Origin of the sequence: Enterobacter cloacae complex sp. P40C2 (assembly GCF_014930695.1) — a bacterium.
In the GTDB taxonomy this organism is placed as follows: Bacteria; Pseudomonadota; Gammaproteobacteria; order Enterobacterales; family Enterobacteriaceae; genus Enterobacter; species Enterobacter pasteurii.
Window position 1 is genome coordinate 35916 of sequence record NZ_JADBRP010000012.1, and the last position, 16295, is coordinate 52210.

Below are 16295 nucleotides of genomic sequence, written 5' to 3' on the forward strand. Positions count from 1 at the left end.
TTTTTTGTGGCTATACTTATTCCTGCAGGTTCAAACATTCAGGAAGGGAGGACACATGACAACCCAGGCTCTTCAGGACAGTATTCTTTTTCAGAACGGGTATCTGGTTAACGGTATCTGGAAAACCCTCGACACCACGTTTGACGTGCTGAACCCCGCCACGGGCGAGACAATCGCCAGGGTGGCGAAAGCGGGGAAAGCCGAAACCGAAGAGGCCATTGCGGCCGCGACCAAAGCCTTTCCCGCATGGCGCGCAAAAACGGCAAAAGAGCGCTCTGCGATCCTCTACCGCTGGTATGAACTGATTATTGAGAACAAAAGCTGGCTCGGACGGCTGATGACCACCGAGCAGGGTAAGCCGCTGAAAGAGGCTGAGGGCGAAGTAGAATATGCCGCCAGCTTCATTCAGTGGTTTGCCGAGCAGGCCAAGCGCGCCAACGGTGAAATCATCCCTCCGGTTAAGCCCGGCTCCCGTATTCTGGCAACCCGTGAACCCGTCGGCGTGGTAGCTGCCATCACGCCATGGAATTTCCCGATGGCTATGCTCACCCGCAAGCTCGGTCCGGCGCTAGCGGCAGGGTGTACCGGCGTCATTAAGCCAGCAAACAACACGCCGCTGAGCGCCTTTGCGCTGCTGACGCTGGCGAAGCAGGCCGGCGTGCCGGATGGTGTGCTCAACGCGGTCGCGGGAAGTACCTCAGAAATCAGCGACGCCATTATGGCCAGCCGCGACGTGCGCAAAATCTCCTTCACCGGCTCAACCGCCGTCGGGAAAACGCTGGTGCGCAACGCCGCGGAAACGATGAAAAAAGTGTCGATGGAGCTGGGCGGCAACGCGCCCTACATCGTTTTCGAGGATGCGGATATTGATGCCGCCGTTAAGGGCGCGATTGCCAATAAGTTCCGTAACGCCGGGCAGGTCTGCGTCAGCGTAAACCGCTTCTATATTCAGGAAACGGTCTACGACAGGTTTGTGAATCAGCTTGCCGACGCGGTGAAGGCGCTGAAGGTCGGTAACGGCCTGGAGGAGGGAGTCGTTGTCGGCCCGCTGATTGAACCTTCGGCTGTCGATAAGGTACGTGAGCACGTCGAGGATGCGGTAGCGAAGGGCGCCACCGTGCTGGCTGGCGGTAAGCCGCACGAGCTTGGCGGTAACTTCTGGATGCCAACCGTGCTCGGCGACTGTCATGAAGGGATGAAGCTGGCAGAAGAGGAGACCTTTGGTCCCGTAGCCGCCTGCTTCCGCTTCACCTCGGAAGATGAGGTGGTCATGCGCGCCAACAATACGCCATACGGGCTGGCGGCCTACTTCTATACCCAGAATCTGTCGCGCGTGTTCCGCGTGTCGCAGGCGATTGAGAGCGGCATGATCGGCATTAACGAATGCGCGGTATCGACCGAGCTGGGACCGTTTGGGGGAGTAAAAGAGTCCGGGCTGGGCCGTGAGGGTTCCGTGCTGGGGCTGGAGGAGTTTCTCGAAGTTAAAACCCTGCATATCGGGGGATTATAATAAACAGGGCGGCATCTGCCGCCCGCCTGTACCGGGTGGCTGGCAATGAAAATTTATACCTTTGATTTTGATGAAATCGACAGTCAGGAAGACTTCTATCGCGAGTTTATTCGGGCGTTCGACCTGGAGCGGGACAGCGTGAGCAATCTGGATATGCTGTGGGATGTGGTTACCGGCGATCGGCTGCCGCTACCGCTGGAAATCGAGTTCACCCATCTGCCTGAAAAACAGCGCAGACGCTTCGGTGCCTTGATTTTGTTATTTGATGAAGCGGAAGAGGAGCTGGAAGGGCAGCTACGCTTCAATGTGCGTCACCCATAAAAAAGCCCCTGACCGGGAGGCCAGGGGCAAGTCGTATGATGAGATACGACGAGGGTTTACTTGTACAGTTCTGCGGTAGCGTGCCAGTGGTCGCCGCTGCGCGCTTCGATGATGCGATAGGCTGACGCACCCTGTTCTTCCGCTTTTTTGTTCAGCATTTCGTGCATGTCCATCGGAGAAGTACCGATGGCACCGACAGAAACCGTCCCGATAGCCTGACGGGATTGTGCCTGCTCGGCGTTAATAGTGTCGGCTGCGAAGGCACCGAATGACAGGACAGAAAGTACGCTCAGGGCAGCAACAGTGGTTTTGATTTTCATGATTATTTACCTCGTCAATTATTTTACTGGGGTCTTTGTTCTGTGACCCTCATCACAAAATCAAGTATACACTAATCACACAAAAAATTAATACCAGCCTAATGGTTGCGCTTGTTATTACGCGTTAAAAAAGTTGGTTTTAATAACCGTATTGCATAAAAAAGGGGGCTATCGCGCAGTAAAAGCTGCGTTTTATAATGAAAATCAAGAGGATATGAGAATTTGATTTTTTGTGCGATTTAGCGGCAGATTATTCACTGGGTGAATGTTAACAAACGGTAAAAAGCACTAAATGCAAAAGTAATAGGTAGAGGAAAGCAGGGTGAAACGAGGCAGCGGCAGCATTATCCCCGCAGCCGAATGCTGCGGGGCGGGCAATTACAGTTCCTGTTCGAACAGAACCAGAATAGCCTCGTAGAGGTCTTTAACAGAGAAACCGTTAGCTGGTGTGGTGAAGATGGTGTCGTCACCGGCGATGGTGCCGAGGATCCCCTCAGCTTTACCCAGCGAGTCCAGCAGGCGGGCAATCAGCTGTGCGGCACCGGGGCTGGTATGGATTACCACCACCGCATCGTTATAGTCGATGTCGAGAACCAGGTTCTTCAGCGGGCTGGAGGTGGTCGGCACGCCAAGTTCAGCAGGCAGGCAATAGACCATTTCCATTTTAGCGTTACGCGTACGCACCGCACCAAACTTGGTTAACATGCGGGAGACTTTCGACTGGTTGATGTTGTCGAAGCCTTGTTCCTGCAACGCCTGAACAATTTCTCCCTGAGAACTGAATTTCTCTTCTTTAAGTAGCGCTTTAAACGCCCTTACTAATTCTTCTTGCTTAGACGAGCTTCGCATAAGTCACCCGGAATATGACGGTAGAAACAACATTATTATGCATGTGGATGAATTTTTATGCAAACAATCTGCCAGCGGGTAGGCTGAAATAATGTTATGAAAGGGAGTGATTTTATCAGATTTCGTTATCGGAAAACATGCCTGGGTCACGCCGCGCAAATAAGCTTAAAAGTAAATTAAATGTTATCAAAATGATGTTGTTTTGGTGGTGTGGCAGGGTGTATTGTAACCCCCTCTTAATTCGTTGCTGCCCGCAGCCCGATAGTATTCAGGTGAAGGCGAAAGACGCGCGACCTCAAATTCTTTAGCTACGAAAATTGTAATTAATGACTTGCTGAATTATGGTCGCCGCAACGGAGTTACAGATACTTAAAGTTAACCATAATAAGGAGTTTAGGATGAAAGTTGCAGTCCTCGGCGCTGCTGGTGGTATCGGCCAGGCGCTTGCCCTACTACTGAAAACCCAACTGCCTTCAGGCTCAGAACTCTCCCTGTACGATATTGCTCCGGTAACCCCTGGCGTGGCGGTTGACCTGAGCCACATCCCGACAGCTGTGAAAATCAAAGGCTTCTCCGGTGAAGATGCGCGTCCTGCGCTGCAGGGTGCCGACGTCGTGCTGATCTCCGCTGGCGTTGCGCGTAAACCAGGTATGGATCGTTCAGACCTGTTCAACGTCAACGCGGGCATCGTGAAAAACCTGGTTCAGCAGATCGCTGAAACCTGCCCGAAAGCGTGCATTGGTATCATCACCAACCCGGTGAACACCACCGTTGCCATCGCTGCGGAAGTGCTGAAGAAAGCGGGTGTTTACGATAAGAACAAACTGTTCGGCGTGACTACGCTGGATATCATCCGTTCCAACACCTTCGTGGCTGAGCTGAAAGGCAAGCAGCCAACGGAAGTGGAAGTGCCGGTTATCGGCGGACACTCTGGTGTGACCATCCTGCCTCTGCTGTCGCAGATCCCGGGCGTGAGCTTCACCGAGCAGGAAGTGGCCGATCTGACCAAACGTATTCAGAACGCGGGCACCGAAGTGGTGGAAGCGAAGGCGGGTGGCGGTTCTGCAACCCTGTCTATGGGCCAGGCGGCGGCGCGTTTCGGCCTGTCTCTGGTTCGCGCGCTGCAGGGCGAGAAAAACGTGGTTGAATGCGCTTACGTAGAAGGCGACGGCGAGCACGCGCGCTTCTTCTCTCAGCCGCTGCTGCTGGGTAAAAACGGCGTTGAAGAGCGTAAGTCTATCGGCACGCTGAGCGCGTTTGAGCAAAACGCGATGGAAGGCATGCTGGATACGCTGAAAAAAGATATCACCCTGGGCGAAGAATTCGTTAACAAGTGATTTTGTCCCGGTAAAAAAAACGGAGCGCTACGCTCCGTTTTTTTATGCCCGTCAGTTAGTGGCCGGGTATTCCTGAATGGTGACCTGAATCGTCAGCTTCTTGTCATTACGCATAACTTCGACGGGGATGATAGAGCCCGGTCGAATTTCAGCCACCTGGTCCATCGTTTCAAGCGCAGAGACCGCTGGCGTACCGTTGACGGAAAGGATGACGTCGTTCACCTGAATGCCCGCATTGGCCGCCGGGCCGCCAGGCGCGACTTCGTTAACCACAATCCCCTGGATCTGATCGATACCACCGCCCTGCGTATGCAACGGCGCGATTTCACGCCCGCCGATACCAATGTAGCCACGGATCACGCGGCCATCGCGGATCAGCTTGTCCATAATTTTGGTCGCCAGCTGGAACGGAATGGCAAAGCCAATCCCTTCCGGTGTTTCACCATCGTTGCTCTTGTCGAAGGAAAGGGTGTTAATGCCCATCAGTTCGCCCAGCGAGTTCACCAGCGCGCCGCCGGAGTTACCGTGGTTGATTGAGGCATCGGTTTGCAGGAAGTTCTGTCGCCCTGACGGGTTCAGGCCGATTCGGCCGGTTGCGCTGATAATCCCCTGAGTGATGGTCTGGCCCAGGTTATACGGGTTACCAATCGCCAGCACCACGTCACCAATGTGCGGGGTTCGTTTGCGGTTGATCGGGATAGTGGGCAGACCGCCCGTAGCGTTGATTTTCAGCACCGCCAGATCGGTCAGGCTGTCCGACCCCACCAGCAGGGCTTCAAACACGCGACCGTCCTGCAGGGCGACAATGATCTGGTCGGCATCGTTGATCACGTGCTTGTTGGTAATGATGTAACCCCGGTCATCCATGATCACCCCGGACCCGAGCGTGCGAATTTCCAGCTGGTTATGAGCGGAACTGTTAAGCCCGCGGTTATAGACGTTAACCACGGCGGGGGCGGCACGGCGTACCGCCTGATTGTAGGTTGCAGGCGTTTCATCCGCGCTGTCGAACTGGGGAGCCGACAGTTTGTTGAACTGGCGTAAAGACGGCATAGCCACTAACAGCAGACCGGCAACGATCAGACCAATGACAATTGAACGAAAGAGCTTTAAAAGCATGATGCGTGTGTCGTTAATAAAGGAACGGTTTGCAGCATAACATGAGTTATCCGGACATCACACGCGGCGGCGATGCCCGGAGTCGCAAATGGTTAACGCAGTAAAATGTAGAGGGTGTCGTTGCCGCGGATAATTTGCAGGGCAATGACCGCCGGCTTACTCTCCAGCACTTTGCGCATTTCGGCGATGGACTGCACGCGGGTGCGGTTCACGCCAACGATCACGTCGTCCTGGTGTAACCCCGCCTGCGCGGCCGGGCTACTCTTCTCAACGGCCGTGACGGAAATGCCTTTTGTCCCGTTCTTAAGCTGGCCGTCGCTCAGCGTTGCGCCCTGTAGCGCCGGGGATATCTGTTCCGCGCTGGCGGAAGAGGAGGTGCTCTTATCCAGCGTCACTTCCACGGTCAGCGGTTTGCCCTCGCGGATCAGGCCCAGCTTCACCTTAGCGCCAGGCTCCGTGGTGGCAATACGCGATCGCAGCTCCGCGAAGCTGCTCAGCGGCTTATCGTTCAGGCTGACAATGACGTCTCCGGATTTCACGCCCGCTTTCGCCGAACCGGAATTTGGCAGTACTTCGCTGACAAACGCCCCGCGCTGGACGTTAATGTTAAAGGCTTTGGCGATATCTGCGCTCATCTCCATGCCTTTGATGCCCAGCAGTCCGCGCTTAACCTCGCCAAACTGAATCAGCTGTTGCGACAGCGTTTTGGCCATGTTGCTCGGGATGGCAAAGCCAATCCCGACGCTGCCGCCGCCAGGGGCAAGGATGGCGGTATTAATGCCGATCAGTTCGCCGTTCAGGTTAAGCAGCGCGCCGCCGGAGTTGCCCCGGTTGATGGAGGCATCGGTCTGGATAAAGTTTTCCAGCCCTTCCAGATTCAGGCCGCTGCGCCCCAGCGCGGAGACAATCCCGGAGGTGGCGGTCTGGCCCAGGCCGAACGGGTTGCCGACCGCGACGGCAAAATCACCGACGCGCAGCTTATCGGAATCGGCGATAGCGATTTGGGTCAGGTTGCTGGGCTTTTGCACCTGCAACAGGGCGATATCGCTCTGATCGTCGCCGCCGATCAGTTTTGCGTCGAACTCCCGGCCGTCATTCAGCTGGACGCTGATTTTGTCGGCCTGGCTGATCACATGATTATTGGTGAGGATATAGCCCTTGGCCGCGTCGATAATCACCCCTGAACCCAGGCCTTCAAACGGCGTTGCCTGCTGATCGGGCGCGTCATCGCCAAAGTATTTCTTTAGCTCCTCGGGGATGCGCTGGCTTTGGCGTGCCGTCCCTTCCACCTGAACGCTGACCACCGCAGGCAGAACTTTTTCAAGCATTGGCGCGAGGCTTGGGATAGCGTTTTGTCCCGGCACCTGCGAAGGCAGTGCCGCACCGGCAGGGAAGGACGCCGAGAGAGATAACCCGACACTTAACGCTAAGGCGCTCAACAGCTGGTTTTTTTTCTTCATCGATGCTGACTCTCGTATCCTGGAATGAAAAAGAACGGCCCCAAAAACATCTTGATGTTATTGAATTTTCAACCGCTGAACAATGAGGTGTTTGACTAAATAATAGCTGGGGACGGGAAGAAAGGACGGGCGCATAAGGTGCGCCCGTTAAATTTATTCAGCTTGTGCGATTAATCGCGTTTTACGCCACCGCGCAGCAGGCCGGACGCGCCGTCAGAATAGTCGCGTGGCATCTGCACCGGTGCCTGATCGTTACCGGCTTCTGAATCCGCCAGGCGATTGCGGAAGGGGTTGCTTTCCGCGGTCATTTCCGGCAGCAGGCTGCTGGAGCTTTTTGCCATGTGCTGGTAGAGCTGGCGATAATCTGTCGCCATGTTGTCCAGCAGCTCGGCGCTACGGGCAAAGTGGCTGACCAGCTCTTCGCGGTATTCTTCCAGTTCGGCTTTGTTCTTTTCCAGTTCGTATTGCAGTGACTGCTGCTGACGCAATTTGCGGTTACCGAAACGCATGGCCACGGCACCGATAATGATGCCGACGACTAAACCGATTAGCGCATATTCCCAGGTCATGAACTTCTCCCGTTGTCTTGTTGTTCCGTAGGGTGTTGGCTCGGCTCCTGCCTGTGCCTGATTATGCCACTATAACCGCTATTTCCGCAGAAGTGGAATCCTGACGTATCATCGCGTAGTGTAGAACGGCCTTTTTTTCATCAGCCACGACCGCTGATGAGGTTTAACTAAAGGAATAACAATAACATCATGCAAAACCTGTCCCCGTCATCGCGTTACCAACTGGCCCTGAGTGAGGGCACGCATCAGCCGGATGATGTCCAGCGTGAGGCGGTTAACCGCCTGGACACTATTTACCATGAACTTCAGGCTAAACCCGGCGATGCGGTGCAGAGCAGCGGGCTGAAGGCGGCACTCGGCCGTTTGCTGGGCAAAAAAGAGCCGCAGGTAAACGCACCGGTTCGCGGCTTATATATGTGGGGCGGCGTAGGGCGCGGTAAAACCTGGCTGATGGATATGTTCTACCAGAGCCTGCCCGGCTCGCGTAAGCAGCGTCTGCACTTTCACCGTTTTATGCTGCGGGTCCATGAGGAGCTGACGGCGCTGCAGGGCGAAACCGATCCGCTGGAAATCGTAGCGGACCGCTTCAAGGCTGAAACGGACGTGCTCTGTTTTGACGAGTTTTTTGTTTCCGATATTACGGATGCCATGTTGCTGGGGGGACTCATGAAAGCGCTGTTTGCGCGCGGGATCACCCTGGTGGCGACCTCCAATATCCCGCCGGATGAACTGTACCGCAACGGCCTCCAGCGGGCGCGTTTTCTACCCGCCATTGATGCCATCAAGCAGCACTGCGACATTATGAATGTCGATGCCGGTGTCGATTATCGTCTGCGCACGCTGACGCAGGCGCACCTGTGGCTTTCGCCGTTGAACGACGACACGACCCGGGAGATGGAAAAACTGTGGCTGGCGCTGGCGGGCGAAAAGCGGGATAACGCGCCGGAGCTGGAAATTAACCATCGTCCGTTGCCGACGCTGGGCGTCGAGAACCAGACGCTGGCCGTCTCTTTTGCCACGCTGTGCGTGGATGCACGCAGCCAGCATGACTACATCGCGCTTTCGCGGCTGTTCCATACCGTCATGCTGCTGGATGTGCCGGTGATGACGCCGCTGATGGAGAGCGAAGCGCGCCGCTTCATCGCGCTGGTGGATGAATTTTACGAACGCCACGTCAAGCTGGTGGTCAGCGCCGAGGCGCCTTTATATGCGATCTACCGGGGCGAGCGCCTGAAGTTTGAGTTCCAGCGCTGCCTGTCGCGTTTGCAGGAGATGCAAAGCGAGGAATACCTGAAGCTTGAACATATGCCGTAAATGCCCTCTTCTCCCTGTGGGAGAGGGGCTGGGGGTGAGGGCTCCAGACCGCACAAACTTGCCCCCCGAAAAACCCATTCCAAATCACATTTAAGGGTCGATCTTTGACCTCAACTTCTCTATAATCTTGCGACCCCACGTTACGAGAAGGTTTTTTTCCCGAAACTTTCTATGTGTCGGCATGTGCTATTCGAAGGGGTAGGTTTGCCGGACTTTGTCGTGTGAACCTCAACTGACTAAACGTTTGGGTGTTCACCAACGTGTAACTTATTATTTGGGTAAGCTTTTAATGAAAACTTTTACAGCTAAACCAGAAACCGTACAGCGCGACTGGTATGTTGTTGACGCGACCGGTAAAACTCTGGGCCGTCTGGCTACTGAACTGGCTCGTCGCCTGCGCGGTAAGCATAAAGCGGAATACACTCCGCACGTTGATACCGGTGATTACATCATCGTTCTGAACGCTGACAAAGTTGCTGTTACCGGCAACAAGCGTACTGACAAAATGTACTACCACCACACCGGCCACATCGGTGGTATCAAAGAAGCGACCTTTGAAGAGATGATTGCTCGCCGTCCTGAGCGTGTGATTGAAATCGCGGTTAAAGGCATGCTGCCAAAAGGCCCGCTGGGTCGTGCTATGTTCCGTAAACTGAAAGTTTACGCAGGCAACGAGCACAACCACGCGGCACAGCAACCGCAAGTTCTTGACATCTAATCGGGATTATAGGCAATGGCTGAAAATCAATACTACGGCACTGGTCGCCGCAAAAGTTCCGCAGCTCGCGTTTTCATTAAACCGGGCAGTGGTAAAATCGTAATTAACCAGCGTTCTCTGGAACAGTACTTCGGTCGCGAAACTGCCCGCATGGTAGTTCGCCAGCCGCTGGAACTGGTTGATATGGTAGAAAAACTGGATCTGTACATCACCGTTAAAGGTGGTGGTATCTCCGGTCAGGCAGGTGCGATCCGTCACGGTATCACCCGCGCTCTGATGGAGTACGACGAATCCCTGCGTTCTGAACTGCGTAAAGCTGGCTTCGTTACTCGTGACGCTCGTCAGGTTGAACGTAAGAAAGTGGGTCTGCGTAAAGCACGTCGTCGTCCACAGTTCTCCAAACGTTAATCCCTTCTGCTCACGCAGAACGATTGGCGAAAAACCCGCTTCGGCGGGTTTTTTTATGGATAATGCTCAGGTTATCCACAGTAACATTTCATATATCTTCTCTTTTTCCACATTTCCGGCATCCCCTCACCACAAAGCCATCAAAATCTGGTAAACTATCATCCAATTTTCTGCCCAAATATCGGTGAATACTCGATTTTTGTTCGATTCTTGAACAATGTGTCTTCTCTGGGATGGGCGATACTTCATCTGGCTGGCCCGTTGGGCTGGTAGCAGTAAAAATTCTGAATATACCTGGAGGTTTTCATGGCTGTCGCTGCCAACAAACGTTCGGTAATGACGCTGTTTTCTGGTCCTACTGACATTTATAGCCATCAGGTTCGTATCGTGCTGGCCGAGAAGGGTGTCAGTTTTGAGATCGAGCATGTGGAAAAGGATAACCCGCCTCAGGATCTGATCGATCTCAACCCGAGCCAAAGCGTACCGACGCTGGTGGATCGCGAGCTGACCCTGTGGGAATCCCGTATCATTATGGAATACCTGGATGAGCGTTTCCCGCATCCGCCGCTGATGCCTGTTTATCCTGTTGCGCGTGGTGAAAGCCGCCTGTACATGCAGCGTATCGAGAAAGACTGGTACACGCTGATGAACGTTATCGTTAACGGTTCCTCTTCAGAAGCGGATGCTGCACGTAAACAGCTGCGTGAAGAGCTGCTGGCGATTGCGCCGGTATTTGGTCAAAAGCCGTTCTTCCTGAGCGATGAGTTCAGCCTGGTAGACTGCTACCTGGCACCGTTGCTGTGGCGTCTGCCAACCCTGGGCGTTGAGTTCAGCGGCCCTGGCGCGAAAGAGCTGAAAGGCTATATGACTCGCGTATTTGAACGCGACTCTTTCCTGGCATCCTTAACTGAACCGGAACGTGAAATGCGTCTCGGCCGAGGCTAATGACTGTGGAAATGTCACAACTTTCACCACGCCGTCCGTATCTGCTGCGCGCCTTCTATGAATGGCTGCTGGATAACCAGCTCACGCCGCACCTGGTTGTGGATGTGACGTTGCCGGGCGTGCTGGTTCCAATGGAATACGCACGCGACGGACAAATTGTACTGAATATTGCGCCACGCGCCGTCGGTAACCTCGAGCTGGCAAACGACGAAGTGCGCTTTAACGCGCGTTTCGGCGGCGTGCCGCGTCAGGTTTCCGTACCGCTGGCCGCGGTACTGGCTATCTACGCCCGTGAAAACGGTGCAGGCACCATGTTTGAGCCGGAAGCGGCGTACGATGAAGACGTTGCCAGCCTGAACGATGACGATGCAGCCGAGGCGCGCGAAAGCGACACGGTGATGTCCGTTATTGACGGTGACAAACCCGATACGCAGGATGATAACGATCCGGATGACGATCCGCCGCCACGCGGGGGGCGTCCTGCTCTCAGAGTGGTAAAATAACGACTCATCCCTTATAAAATCCAGCCCTCGTTAGTCGGCTGGATTTTTTTATGGATAAAGACCGTTCGTTACCCGTTGGGAGAATATTTTTATCATGTATAGGTTTGTTGAAAATTAAGACAATGCAATGCATTATTCCATATAAGAGAGGTGATGGAATAAAAATGTAATCTTTATAAGCTCGCTTAATCAATAAATATTATGAATAAAAATGGGCTATAAAGAGCTTGAGTGTGCTTTTTTATATATCCTACCTATTGTTTGAGTAAATCTAAAAAGAATAATTAATAAACCTAAATTGCATGTATTTAAGATTTCTATATTATCGCGGCATGCTTTCTGCATAGGGGATGATAACGACAGGCAGGGATGGTTTACGTCGATATTGTATTGGCTATATCTCATAAGTTAAGGATTAACTCATGAAAAAGATTCTATTGGCAGCAACATTCTTCCTTTGCGTAAATTCGACGTTTGCCTCTGAAACCGCGATACTGAAAATCAAAGGTACGCTGACGAGCCCGGCCTGTACCCCCGAATTTAGCAATGGCGGTGTGGTGGACTACGGCAACATCCGCTTAGGTGAATTGTCATCTACAACCGTAAACCAGCTTGGCCAAAGGAATATCGATCTCACTATTACCTGCACGGCAGCAACAAAAGTTGCCTGGAATATGATAGACGATCGAGCCGATTCTAACGCGGGTTTAACCGTGTCTGCCGGGACATTCACGGGAGGCGCGCAGAGTGCAACTAACCAGACATACGGTGTCGGAAAAGCGGGCACGGTAAACATTGGCTCTTATGCCATGTTCATGAAGGTGAACAGCATTACTGCAGACGGCAAATCGGTGGATCCCATATATCAGCAGAATGGTTCATCAACCTGGGCTAAAAGTACTGACGGCTCCAGCCAGGGCGAAAATAATCGCAATATTACCGTCGCATTATCAGGAACTGTTGACCCGCTCGCTTTTCAGACAGCAACATTTCCGCTGGTAACGTCTCTGGCTATTCAAAATACCGCAATGCTTGCCATTACCGATGATACCCGACTGGATGGCCAGCTAACGATTAGCCTTAAATATCTCTAATCCTTTCGAATTTAAAGTGAGTTAAATTTAATGCAGAGGGAAAGCTTTTTCTCTCATAAAGAAGCGCCATAAACACGGAGTGTTAAGTAGTGCTTTCAAGGAATATACCTATGACATGCTCTAAAAATGTTTTATTTAAAACGCTCGCCGTAGCCGCCTTATTCACTGCACAGTTTGCTGCACACGCCGCAGGCATGGTTCCAGAAACCAGTCTGCTGGTTATTGATGAAGCGACCCACAGCGGCACCATCAACGTTAAAAATACCGACAGCCATCCTTCGCTGCTGTACACCGACGTGGTGGATCTGCCAGATGACAAGGGCCTCAAACTCGTCACCACTCAGCCCGTGGTGCGACTCGAGCCCGGTCAGACTCAGCAATTGCGCTTCATCCTGCAAACCAGCAAACCGCTAGACGTTGAGCACTACAAGCGTGTGACCTTTGAAGGTATCCCGCCGAAGAGCGATGACAACAAAGTGAAAATTGGCATCAATATTCGTCAGGACCTTCCCGTGCTGATTCGCCCGGCGAAGCTGGCAGTGGTGACCGATGCCTGGAAGTTCCTCGACTGGACCGCCTCCGGTACCTCCGTCACGGTAAAAAACCCGAGTAAGTATGTTGTACGCCTGGCCCAGAACGTGGTGCTGCAACCATCGGGTATCAGCGGCGTGCTGGCTAAAACCTACATTTTACCTGGCGAAACCATGACGGTTTCGATGGGTAAATCCGTTAGCGGCAATAACAAAGTGAAATTTTTCCCTGCCAGCCGCTATGGCGTTGAAGTCCCCAGTTTTATTGCGGATCTGAATAAATAAAGGATTATGGCAGTGCGTAAAAAAAGCCAACTTGCACTTTTTGTGCGCGCTGTGATTTATAGCGCAATACCTCTGATGCTTCTTGATGCCCCCTCCCTCCACGCGAGGGAGGTAACGTTTGATACCGATATCCTCAAATCCCGTGGGCTGGGTATCGATCTGAACCGCTACTTTGCTGAAGCCCCACGCTTTTTACCGGGGACGCACTCCGTTTCGGTCAAAGTGAACGGCAACAATCGCGGAACGGCAGCCGTACGCTTCAGTGAAGACGGTACGATGTGCGTTGATAACGACTTCCTGGAATTCGCTGGCCTCATGCCGGTTCCCATAAAGGCAAACGAAACCTGCCACGATCTTCGCAGCGATTATGCTCAGGCGGTGATTAACCCTTTGCCAAACCAGGAGACGGTCGAGCTTTATCTGCCACCGGAAGCGCTTAACAGCCTGAGCGCTGATGTGAAAAACTTCCAGCATGGCGGCACGGCAGGCATGCTTAACTACTCGTTATTCAGCACCAAAAGCGACTACAGCGGCAGCGATGGCAGCAGTAACCGTTACTCACAGGCAAGCCTGGAGGCGGGATTCAACGCGATGGACTGGTCTCTGCGCAGCCGCTATATCCTGACGGACGATGACGGCAACCGAAACGCAGAGAGTATTTACACTTACGCCGAACACGTATTTGTTCCCCAGCGCCTGACCATGCAGGTGGGGGAAGTTAACGCCATGTCCGATGTGCTAAGCGGCATTCCCATCACGGGTGTGCAGTTAATGCCGACCAGCGGTTTACAGAAAGACAGTACCGGGGTGAGCGTATCCGGTATTGCCCGTACCTCCCAGGCGCGCGTAGAGGTTCGCCAGAATGGGCGGCTTATCTTTAACACCCTGGTGCCAGCGGGACCGTTTACCCTTGATGATGTGCCCATGGTGCGCAATAACGTCGATCTGGACGTCACCGTCGTCGAGTCTGACGGTTCGAGCAACCACTACATTGTTCCAGCCGCATCCGTAAAAGCGCGAAACCTGTCAAGACCAAACGGGCTGACCGTTTCGGCAGGCCAGGTACGCGGCATTGATAGCGACTACAGCGATCCGCTGGTGTTCAACGTATCCGATGGCTGGCGAATTTTCCCATGGATGAACCTCCTTGCCTCCGGCGTGGTGGCGGAGGATTACCAGGCGGCAGGGGCGCGCACGGAGTTTATGGTCACCGATGGCTGGAACGTCTCCACCAGCATGGCCGCCAGCAAGGCGCACTTTGGCGACAGCGATAACGGTATCAAAAACGAATTACAGAGCGATTACTCGCTGACCGAGAACGTCGGCCTGTCTGCCAGCGTGGCGCACTACAGCGGTGATTACCGCGAACTGGCGGATGCGATGGACGATGATTACGAGGGTTACGACAACAGTTATTCGGGCAACGTGCGTTGGTCTACTCAGCTTGCCGGGGCTTTTAGTGCTGGTTTGAGCTACAACCAGGCGGCAGGAGAGGGAGAGGATTCTCGCTATTTACTGCTTACATGGGGGAAAACCTTCAAATACGCTTCGATCAACGTGAACTGGCAAAGCGCAGTGGGCAGCACCGATGATGACCAGGACGACGATCTGCTCTACATCAACCTCAGCATTCCGTTAGGCGGTTCGCAGAGCCTGAGCTCCTACATGCGCAAGCAGGGCGACAGCACCAGCTACGGCCTGGCAAACAGCGGCTCGCTGGGTAGTGACACCAACTACTATATTTCTGCCGATCGTGACCAGGAAACAAAGGAAAACAGTTTTAACGGTAACATCAATACCAACCTGCATTACACCCAGCTGAGCGTAGGTGGGGGAACCAGCGGTGATAACCAGCGTAACTACAATGCTACCCTGTCCGGCGGCATTGCGATGCATAAAAACGGCGTCACCTTCTCACCGTATTCCATCAAGGATACCTTCGCGATTGCCAGACTGAGCGAGCCGAAAGCGGGTGTAGAAATTACCACGCCGCAGGGTACCGTCTGGACCGACCGCTGGGGCCAGGCTGTTATTCCTGGTTTGACGGAGTGGCGTAACTCGCGCATCGAAGTGGATGCGAACAAGTTACCGCAAAGCATGACCCTGGCAAACGGTACCAAATATATTGCTGCTGCACATGGTTCGGTAAGCGAAGTGAGCTTCAGGGTACTGAACAGCCGCCGCGTGATGTTACGCATCAAACAGGCGGACGGTAAGCCGCTGACGAAGGGGCTGTCCGTAGTGGATGACAAAGATAACTACATAGTGACGGTCGTTGATGACGGGCATGTCTTCCTGAACGATGCCGACCGGGTCGCTGCACTGTATGCCATTAATGATGACAACCAACGTCTGTGCAGGCTTGAGTTCGCACTTCCTGAAAAGCATGACGAAGACGCGTTTTATGAGGAAGTGAACGGAGTATGTCGATGAACCTTCAACGTCTGGCTGCGCTATTGCTGCTTGCTTTACCAGGGCTTTCTTATGCTGAAGAGTGCCAGTTAACGCTCTCTCAGCAGATTGTGGATTACCATCAGATGCGGCGTAACAACATCATTTCCAGTCAGCAAAGCTGGAACAAAATGCCGGAAAAAGACATTAACGTCAGCGTTTATTGCCCGGAAAAGCAGCAGATGGCGACCCTGTTGCAGGGGGCTTCTGGCCAGAAAGGGCGTTTTCAGTTCGGTCAGAACGGCGGTGTGGCGATTAAAGTCAGCAACCTGACGCTTGATGGTAAAAGCTACAGCGTAGGGAAAACAACGGATCAGGTGAACTTTACGCCGGATAATGATAGTGGATCATCACTGTTTATCCGCAATAACGAGGCCGTCGTGGCGGTTGAAAACGGTCAGGTTCCCGTTGGTCAGCAAATGAATTTTACCGTAACCATTTTCCCGGTGCTGAATGACAGCGCGTTTAGCCATATTGCGGATCAAACCGCGCTTGAGACTGACCTGGCGTGGCAGCTTCTTAAGAAATAATCCAAAAAAAGCCCGGTTTATCACCGGGCTTT

Annotated in this window: 17 protein-coding genes; 12 read left to right on the forward strand and 5 right to left on the reverse strand. The window is 53.4% G+C overall.

Going from position 1 to position 16295, the window contains the following annotated elements:
• Positions 1-55 precede the first annotated feature (55 nt).
• Both IM304_RS18560 and IM304_RS18565 read left to right on the forward strand, forming a co-directional pair.
• Positions 56-1510, forward strand: a complete 1455-nt coding sequence (locus tag IM304_RS18560) for an NAD-dependent succinate-semialdehyde dehydrogenase (RefSeq protein WP_193355865.1) — start codon at positions 56-58, stop codon at positions 1508-1510.
• Between the two features lie 45 nt (positions 1511-1555).
• Entirely contained in the window at positions 1556-1831 is a 276-nt protein-coding gene (locus IM304_RS18565) for a barstar family protein (RefSeq protein WP_148422333.1), read from the forward strand.
• A 56-nt stretch (positions 1832-1887) separates the two neighbouring features.
• Here IM304_RS18565 and yhcN read toward each other — a convergent pair whose 3' ends face one another.
• Together yhcN and argR are read right to left on the reverse strand one after the other, a co-directional pair.
• Complete coding sequence (yhcN, locus tag IM304_RS18570) at positions 1888-2151, reverse strand: peroxide/acid stress response protein YhcN (protein ID WP_148422334.1); 264 nt, start codon at positions 2149-2151, stop codon at positions 1888-1890.
• Between the two features lie 378 nt (positions 2152-2529).
• A complete protein-coding gene (gene argR, locus IM304_RS18575; protein ID WP_148422335.1) occupies positions 2530-3000 on the reverse strand; it encodes a transcriptional regulator ArgR in 471 nt (156 codons plus the stop codon).
• A 398-nt stretch (positions 3001-3398) separates the two neighbouring features.
• Here argR and mdh point away from each other — a divergent pair, with 398 nt between their 5' ends.
• Positions 3399-4337 (forward strand): malate dehydrogenase, encoded by a 939-nt coding sequence (gene mdh / locus IM304_RS18580; RefSeq protein WP_023298737.1) that lies wholly within the window; start codon positions 3399-3401, stop codon positions 4335-4337.
• Between the two features lie 51 nt (positions 4338-4388).
• Here the strand turns inward: mdh and degS are convergent, their stop codons facing one another.
• The 3 genes from degS to zapG form a co-directional block, all read right to left on the reverse strand.
• A complete protein-coding gene (gene degS, locus IM304_RS18585) occupies positions 4389-5456 on the reverse strand; it encodes an outer membrane-stress sensor serine endopeptidase DegS (RefSeq protein ID WP_148422336.1) in 1068 nt (355 codons plus the stop codon).
• 92 nt (positions 5457-5548) lie between these two features.
• The gene (degQ, locus tag IM304_RS18590; RefSeq protein ID WP_148422337.1) at positions 5549-6916 is read right to left on the reverse strand and encodes a serine endoprotease DegQ; all 1368 of its coding nucleotides are present in this window, start codon (positions 6914-6916) and stop codon (positions 5549-5551) included.
• Positions 6917-7086: 170 nt separating this feature from the next.
• Complete coding sequence (zapG, locus tag IM304_RS18595) at positions 7087-7485, reverse strand: Z-ring associated protein ZapG (protein WP_022649554.1); 399 nt, start codon at positions 7483-7485, stop codon at positions 7087-7089.
• 189 nt (positions 7486-7674) lie between these two features.
• Between zapG and zapE the strand changes: the two genes are divergently transcribed.
• From zapE to IM304_RS18640, 9 genes are all read left to right on the forward strand, one after another.
• Positions 7675-8799, forward strand: a complete 1125-nt coding sequence (gene zapE / locus IM304_RS18600; RefSeq protein WP_193355866.1) for a cell division protein ZapE — start codon at positions 7675-7677, stop codon at positions 8797-8799.
• 289 nt (positions 8800-9088) lie between these two features.
• Positions 9089-9517: a 50S ribosomal protein L13 gene (gene rplM, locus IM304_RS18605; protein ID WP_003860434.1), complete on the forward strand. Its 429-nt coding sequence runs from the start codon at positions 9089-9091 to the stop codon at positions 9515-9517.
• Between the two features lie 15 nt (positions 9518-9532).
• Entirely contained in the window at positions 9533-9925 is a 393-nt protein-coding gene (gene rpsI / locus IM304_RS18610; RefSeq protein WP_003860436.1) for a 30S ribosomal protein S9, read from the forward strand.
• A gap of 306 nt (positions 9926-10231) precedes the next feature.
• Entirely contained in the window at positions 10232-10870 is a 639-nt protein-coding gene (gene sspA, locus IM304_RS18615; protein ID WP_014071978.1) for a stringent starvation protein SspA, read from the forward strand.
• 5 nt (positions 10871-10875) lie between these two features.
• The gene (sspB, locus tag IM304_RS18620; protein WP_148422340.1) at positions 10876-11373 is read left to right on the forward strand and encodes a ClpXP protease specificity-enhancing factor; all 498 of its coding nucleotides are present in this window, start codon (positions 10876-10878) and stop codon (positions 11371-11373) included.
• 422 nt (positions 11374-11795) lie between these two features.
• Positions 11796-12467 (forward strand): DUF1120 domain-containing protein, encoded by a 672-nt coding sequence (locus IM304_RS18625; RefSeq protein WP_193355867.1) that lies wholly within the window; start codon positions 11796-11798, stop codon positions 12465-12467.
• A 110-nt stretch (positions 12468-12577) separates the two neighbouring features.
• Positions 12578-13282: a fimbria/pilus chaperone family protein gene (locus tag IM304_RS18630; RefSeq protein ID WP_176609370.1), complete on the forward strand. Its 705-nt coding sequence runs from the start codon at positions 12578-12580 to the stop codon at positions 13280-13282.
• A 6-nt stretch (positions 13283-13288) separates the two neighbouring features.
• On the forward strand, positions 13289-15715 hold the full coding sequence (locus tag IM304_RS18635) for a fimbrial biogenesis outer membrane usher protein (protein WP_193355868.1): 2427 nt from the start codon (positions 13289-13291) through the stop codon (positions 15713-15715).
• Positions 15712-16263, forward strand: a complete 552-nt coding sequence (locus tag IM304_RS18640) for a hypothetical protein (RefSeq protein ID WP_193355869.1) — start codon at positions 15712-15714, stop codon at positions 16261-16263. The genes IM304_RS18635 and IM304_RS18640 overlap by 4 nt, the downstream gene beginning before the upstream one ends.
• The last annotated feature ends 32 nt before the right edge of the window (positions 16264-16295 follow it).

Bases quoted from the DNA above. Each gene is read 5' to 3' on its own strand.
- IM304_RS18560 (WP_193355865.1), top strand. From the start codon at position 56: ATGACAACCCAGGCTCTTCAGGACAGTATTCTTTTTCAGAACGGGTAT.
- IM304_RS18565 (WP_148422333.1), top strand. From the start codon at position 1,556: ATGAAAATTTATACCTTTGATTTTGATGAAATCGACAGTCAGGAAGAC.
- yhcN (WP_148422334.1), bottom strand. From the start codon at position 2,151: ATGAAAATCAAAACCACTGTTGCTGCCCTGAGCGTACTTTCTGTCCTG.
- argR (WP_148422335.1), bottom strand. From the start codon at position 3,000: ATGCGAAGCTCGTCTAAGCAAGAAGAATTAGTAAGGGCGTTTAAAGCG.
- mdh (WP_023298737.1), top strand. From the start codon at position 3,399: ATGAAAGTTGCAGTCCTCGGCGCTGCTGGTGGTATCGGCCAGGCGCTT.
- degS (WP_148422336.1), bottom strand. From the start codon at position 5,456: ATGCTTTTAAAGCTCTTTCGTTCAATTGTCATTGGTCTGATCGTTGCC.
- degQ (WP_148422337.1), bottom strand. From the start codon at position 6,916: ATGAAGAAAAAAAACCAGCTGTTGAGCGCCTTAGCGTTAAGTGTCGGG.
- zapG (WP_022649554.1), bottom strand. From the start codon at position 7,485: ATGACCTGGGAATATGCGCTAATCGGTTTAGTCGTCGGCATCATTATC.
- zapE (WP_193355866.1), top strand. From the start codon at position 7,675: ATGCAAAACCTGTCCCCGTCATCGCGTTACCAACTGGCCCTGAGTGAG.
- rplM (WP_003860434.1), top strand. From the start codon at position 9,089: ATGAAAACTTTTACAGCTAAACCAGAAACCGTACAGCGCGACTGGTAT.
- rpsI (WP_003860436.1), top strand. From the start codon at position 9,533: ATGGCTGAAAATCAATACTACGGCACTGGTCGCCGCAAAAGTTCCGCA.
- sspA (WP_014071978.1), top strand. From the start codon at position 10,232: ATGGCTGTCGCTGCCAACAAACGTTCGGTAATGACGCTGTTTTCTGGT.
- IM304_RS18625 (WP_193355867.1), top strand. From the start codon at position 11,796: ATGAAAAAGATTCTATTGGCAGCAACATTCTTCCTTTGCGTAAATTCG.
- IM304_RS18630 (WP_176609370.1), top strand. From the start codon at position 12,578: ATGACATGCTCTAAAAATGTTTTATTTAAAACGCTCGCCGTAGCCGCC.
- IM304_RS18635 (WP_193355868.1), top strand. From the start codon at position 13,289: ATGGCAGTGCGTAAAAAAAGCCAACTTGCACTTTTTGTGCGCGCTGTG.
- IM304_RS18640 (WP_193355869.1), top strand. From the start codon at position 15,712: ATGAACCTTCAACGTCTGGCTGCGCTATTGCTGCTTGCTTTACCAGGG.